6 protein-coding genes are annotated in these 5,053 nt (G+C 68.7%); all 6 read right to left on the bottom strand.

Going from position 1 to position 5,053, the window contains the following annotated elements:
* The coding region (trpA, locus tag AB4Y86_RS11880) for a tryptophan synthase subunit alpha (RefSeq protein ID WP_441402431.1) at nucleotides 1-564 on the bottom strand (564 nt) is incomplete at its 3' end.
* 92 nt (nucleotides 565-656) lie between these two features.
* On the bottom strand, nucleotides 657-2,018 hold the full coding sequence (gene trpB / locus AB4Y86_RS11875) for a tryptophan synthase subunit beta (RefSeq protein WP_441402430.1): 1,362 nt from the start codon (nucleotides 2,016-2,018) through the stop codon (nucleotides 657-659).
* A gap of 93 nt (nucleotides 2,019-2,111) precedes the next feature.
* A complete protein-coding gene (trpC, locus tag AB4Y86_RS11870) occupies nucleotides 2,112-2,927 on the bottom strand; it encodes an indole-3-glycerol phosphate synthase TrpC (RefSeq protein ID WP_441402429.1) in 816 nt (271 codons plus the stop codon).
* Nucleotides 2,928-2,929: 2 nt separating this feature from the next.
* Nucleotides 2,930-3,217, bottom strand: coding sequence for an HGxxPAAW family protein (locus AB4Y86_RS11865; protein ID WP_441402428.1), 288 nt, complete (start codon nucleotides 3,215-3,217; stop codon nucleotides 2,930-2,932).
* Nucleotides 3,218-3,367: 150 nt separating this feature from the next.
* Complete coding sequence (locus AB4Y86_RS11860) at nucleotides 3,368-3,988, bottom strand: Trp biosynthesis-associated membrane protein (RefSeq protein ID WP_441402427.1); 621 nt, start codon at nucleotides 3,986-3,988, stop codon at nucleotides 3,368-3,370.
* The coding region (locus AB4Y86_RS11855; protein ID WP_441402426.1) for a chorismate-binding protein at nucleotides 3,985-5,053 on the bottom strand (1,069 nt) is incomplete at its 5' end. The genes AB4Y86_RS11860 and AB4Y86_RS11855, both read right to left, overlap by 4 nt.

The raw sequence follows: 5,053 nt of genomic DNA, 5'->3' as shown, positions 1-5,053 counted from the left end.
CTTCTGCATCCTCAGGCAACTGCACCAGGCGCGGGCGCCGGTGACGCCCATGATCGAGACCGCGTAGACAAAGCCGCGGCTCGCGTCCACGGTGCGCTTCATCCGCTCGGGGGTGGAAGACGGTGCCACGAGGAACACCCGGTCCAGGCCGTACTTGTCAGAGGCGGCCATCCACTCCGCAGCCTCGTCCGGGATCAGGTCGGGGGTGATGAGGCCGGCGCCCCCGGCTTCGGCCAGGCGGCGGGAAAATTCGTCTACGCCCATCCGCAGCACGGGGTTCCAGTAGGTCATGACCAGCACGGCGGCCTCGGTCTTACTCGTGATACCGCGCACCACATCGAAGACCTGCGCGACGTGGAAACCGTTGGCGAGGGCCTCAGTGGTTGCGGCCTGGATGACCTGGCCGTCCATCACGGGGTCCGAATAGGGGATGCCGATCTCAATCAGGTCGGCGCCGTTTTCGGCCAGCGCGATGCCCGCGGCGATGGTGTCCTGGACGCTCGGGTACCCGGCGGGCAGGTACCCGATGAGGGCGGCGCGTCCCTGGGCCTTGGCCCGGTCGATGGCCGCCGCGGACTTGCTCGCGTGCCCGGTAGTGCCGGCGGCGCCTGGGGCTGTCCCGCCGGCAGTGGCTTCTGAGCTGGTGTCCTCGGTGCTCACAGCTGCTCCCCCTCCTGGGCGATCTCGGCTTCGGGTGAATCCTGGTCCAGCAGGTTGAACCATTCCGCGGCGGTGGCCACATCCTTGTCGCCGCGGCCGGAGAGGTTCACGATCACGATCTTCTCCGCGACGGGGCTGTCTGCGTCGCCGCCGGCTGCGGCGAGGCGCTGGCCGACCTTGATGGCACCGGCGAGGGCGTGCGCGGACTCGATCGCCGGAATGATGCCCTCGGTACGGCACAGCAGCCGGAAGGCCTCCATGGCCTCGCTGTCGGTGATGGGTTCGTAGCTGACCCGGCCAATGTCGGCGAGGTAGGAGTGTTCGGGTCCGACGCCCGGATAGTCCAGACCGGCCGAGATCGAATGCGACTCGATGGTCTGGCCGTCGTCGTCCTGCATAAGGTAGGAGCGGGCACCGTGCAGCACGCCGGGCTTGCCCAGGGTGATGGTGGCGGCGTGGCGGCCGGTTTCGACGCCTTCCCCGCCGGCTTCGAAGCCGTAGATCTTCACCGAGGGGTCATCCAGGAAGCCGTGGAAGATCCCGATGGCATTGGAGCCGCCGCCGATGCAGGCGCAGACGGCGTCCGGCAACCGGCCGGCCTGGGCCAGGATCTGGGCGCGAGCTTCCTCGCCGATGACCTCGTGGAAGTAGCGGACCATGGCCGGGAACGGGTGCGCTCCGGCGGCCGTGCCCAGCAGGTAGTGCGTGTTGTCGACGTTGGCCACCCAGTCGCGGAGCGCCTCGTTGATGGCGTCCTTGAGCGTCTGGGACCCGTTGGTGACCGGGATGACGGTGGCTCCGAGGAGCTCCATCCGGGCCACGTTGAGGGCCTGCCGGCGGCAGTCCTCGGCCCCCATGTAGACCACGCATTCCAGGCCGAGCAGGGCGGCGGCGGTGGCGCTGGCCACGCCGTGCTGGCCGGCTCCGGTCTCGGCGATCACACGCGTTTTGCCCATCCGCTTGGCGAGCAGCGCCTGGCCGAGCACATTGTTGATCTTGTGCGAGCCGGTGTGGTTCAGGTCCTCACGCTTGAGGAAGATCCGCACTCCCCCGGCGTGCTCGGCGAAGCGCTTGGCTTCGGTGAGCAGCGAGGGACGGCCGGAGTAGTTCTTGTTCAGCTCCGCGATCTGCGCGGTGAATTCGGGGTCGGCCTTGGCCTTCTCGAAGGTGTCCTCGAGTTCATCCAGGGCGGCGATCAGGGACTCGGGCATCCAGCGTCCGCCGTAGGAGCCGAAATAGGGTCCCGGGGCGTGGCGCAGGGAAGGTGCTCCCTGCGGCTTGTCGTCATTCGGGCGGGCGCCGTGTAAGAACGCGTCCACGGGGCTGTCGTCTGAGCCTGCTGCTGGCGCATCGACCATCAGTCTCACCATCCTGTTCCACTGCTAACTAGATCTTCGGTGCCGCACGGATGCACCACGGCGTCTGGCCGGCTGCCCGGCCCGGACGCAGGTTTAGGAACGTGCGGCGATTTCTTCGGCGCCGGCGGCCATGAATTCTGCGATCCGCTCGCGCGGGGTCGAGTCGCTGACCAGCGCCTCGCCCACCAGGACGGCGTTAGCGCCGCTGGCCGCGTAGTGCCGGACGTCGTCGACGCCGCGCACACCGGATTCGCCGACCACGAGCGCGTCGGCCGGGATGCCGGCGGCGAGGTCCGCGAAAACGGAGCGGTCGACGTCGAGCGTCTTGAGGTTGCGGACGTTGACGCCAATAATTTTGGCCCCGGCCGCCACGGCGCGTTCGATTTCGCCGGCCGTGTGGGTTTCGACCAGCACGTTCATGCCCAGCTCACGGCTGAGCGCACTGTATTGGCGCAACTGCTCATCGGACAGCGAGGCGACGATCAACAGGATCAGGTCGGCGCCGTGGGCGCGGGCCTCCCAGATCTGGTACTCGTCGACCATGAAGTCCTTGCGCAGCAGCGGGATGTCCACGGCTGCCCGGACCGCGTCCAGGTCGGCGAGCGAGCCGTTGAAGCGCCGCTGCTCGGTGAGGACGCTGATCACGGCCGCGCCACCGTCGGCGTATTGCACGGCGAGTGAAGCCGGGTCCGTGATGGCCGCCAGATCGCCCTTGGACGGGCTCCGCCGCTTGATTTCGGCGATCACCTTGAGCCGGTCCCGGGCGGACGCGCCACCCAGGGCCGCCCAGGCATCGCGTGCCGGGGCGGCCGCCGCGGCGCGCTCCTTCAGCTCGGCCAGCGTGACGAGGCGCTGGCGGGCCTCCATGTCCTCCCTGACGCCGGCGTTGAGGTCATCGAGCACAGTCACGCTTAGTGGCCGGCGTTCTTCAGCTTGCTGCCGCCGACGCCGTAGCCGGCCTTGCGCATGGCGAAGCCCACCACGAGCCCGAGCAGCATGACCACCACACCGGCGATGAAGATCGGGGTGTTGGCGATGACGAAGGCGATGGCCGCGATGAGTGCGCCGATCAACATGACGGCTACGGTCGTCCAGGCCGCCGGGCTGTTCCCGTGGCCGGTCGGCTCAGTGTGGTCGACCCCGTCGTAAATGCCGGTGCCGGCAGCGGGCTGGGATGCGGATACAGGGGCTTTGCTCATGGAAATCTCCTCAGGATCAATACTGCTTACATTCTGCCATTTTTTGGCGGTCCCATTGGCCGCGTTACCGACTGCGGCATTGCCCGGGTTTCCGGCAGTGTTTACGGCCGTGTTTACGGCCGTGTCGCTGGCCGCGCCCGCGGCATCAGCTCAGGTGGGATCGTCTCCGCGCGAGAGCCGGTCCCAGCTGTCGATCTCGTCGGCAGGCTGCGCGGGGCCAGCGCCGCTTCCGGTTGCGGCGGCGTCGTACTTCGTCCGGGCCCGCCAGTACCGGCCCGCCGGGACGATCGCGAGGGCAGCGAGCCCCAGCAGGGAACCGGCGACGACGGSGACGACGGGAAACGCGGTGAGGGCCACCTGCACGTTGCTGCCGCTGATACCGGTGGCGGCAGCGATCGAGCCCTGCGCCGCGGCCAGCGGGTTGGCCAGGACGGTCGCGGCTGCGGTGACGATGCCTGCGGCGGCGAGCAGGACGATCACTGTAATGATCCAGCGGGCGATACGCCCGGCGATCGAGGCGGCCAGTCCGCCCGCAAGGGCCACGAGCGCGAGGGCCGTGACAGTGGTGGCGGCCTTGCTGCCCTGGACCTGCAGTCCGCTCTGGCTGCGGACGCCCTGGCCCAACTGGCTGGGATCGAGCTGGACCATGAGCCAGGTCTGGGTGGTGGTGCCGAAGACGGCCAGTGCCAGCGCGGCGATGAGCAGCACCAGGGTGGACTTGCGGGCCCAGCGCGGAACGACGGGGCTGGTGCTCCGGACTGTGCCGGTCATGGCTGCTCCATCCCGGCGCCGGTCACGGTTTCCGCCGTGATGTTCCGCAGCGACTGGGCGGTGTGGACGGCCCGCATCGGCGCTGCGGCCTTGTTGACGGTTTCCTGCGCCTCGGTGGCGTTGACGGAATCGGCCACGATGCCGCCGCCGGCCTGCACGTAGGCGCGGCCTTCGCGGAGCAGCGCTGACCGGATGGCGATCGCCATGTCCATGTCGCCGGCGAAGTCGAGGTAGCCCACCACGCCGCCATAGATGCCGCGGCGGTGCGGTTCCAGCTCGTCCAGGAGCCGCAGCGCCCGGGGCTTGGGGGCGCCCGACAGGGTGCCCGCCGGGAAGGTGGCCCTAAGCACGTCGTACGCCGTGGCGTACGGGGCGAGCTTGCCCACCACGGTGGACACCAGGTGCATGATGTGGCTGAACCGCTCCACCTCCATGAACTGGGTGACGTCCACGGTTCCGGCCACACAGACCTTGGACAGGTCGTTGCGGGACAGGTCCACCAGCATGAGGTGCTCGGCGCGTTCCTTCTGGTCCGCCAGCAGCTCCTCGGCCAGGGCTTTGTCCGCTTCGGTGGTCTTGCCGCGGGGCCGGGAGCCGGCGATCGGGTGCGTGATGACTTCCTCGCCGGTGACCGTCACGAGTGCCTCCGGCGAGGAACCCACGATCGAGTACTGCCGGCCCGCGGCGTCCTCGAGGCTGAAGAGGTACATGTACGGGCTGGGGTTGGTGTTCCGGAGAACCCGGTAGACGTCCAGCGGGTCGGCTCCGCAGTCCATTTCGAAGCGCCGGGAGATCACCACCTGGAAGACTTCGCCGTCGACGATCGCCTCCTTGCCGCGGTCCAGCGCCGCCAGGTACTCGCTCTCGGCCCAGCGTTCCTGGACGCTCGAGGCGAAATCGAGCGCCGCGGTTGCGAGTACGGAGACGGGCTGTTCCGTCGGAGTGCTGACCTTCGCCAGCAGAGCCTTCACCCGGGCGACGGCGTCGTGCCAGGCCTCGTCGACGCGCTCGGAACTGTTGTCGAAATTGATCGCGTTGGCGATCAGCAGCACGGTGCCGTCCATG

The sequence above is a fragment of the Arthrobacter sp. 2YAF22_2 genome (assembly GCF_052114645.1).
In the GTDB taxonomy this organism is placed as follows: domain Bacteria; phylum Actinomycetota; class Actinomycetes; order Actinomycetales; family Micrococcaceae; genus Arthrobacter.
Note: the sequence above shows the minus strand (reverse complement) of the source record. Positions and strands in the feature narration are given on the sequence as shown.

Excerpts from the sequence above, each read along its gene's own strand:
- trpB (WP_441402430.1), bottom strand. The coding sequence starts at position 2,018 with ATGGTCGATGCGCCAGCAGCAGGCTCAGACGACAGCCCCGTGGACGCG.
- AB4Y86_RS11865 (WP_441402428.1), bottom strand. The coding sequence starts at position 3,217 with ATGAGCAAAGCCCCTGTATCCGCATCCCAGCCCGCTGCCGGCACCGGC.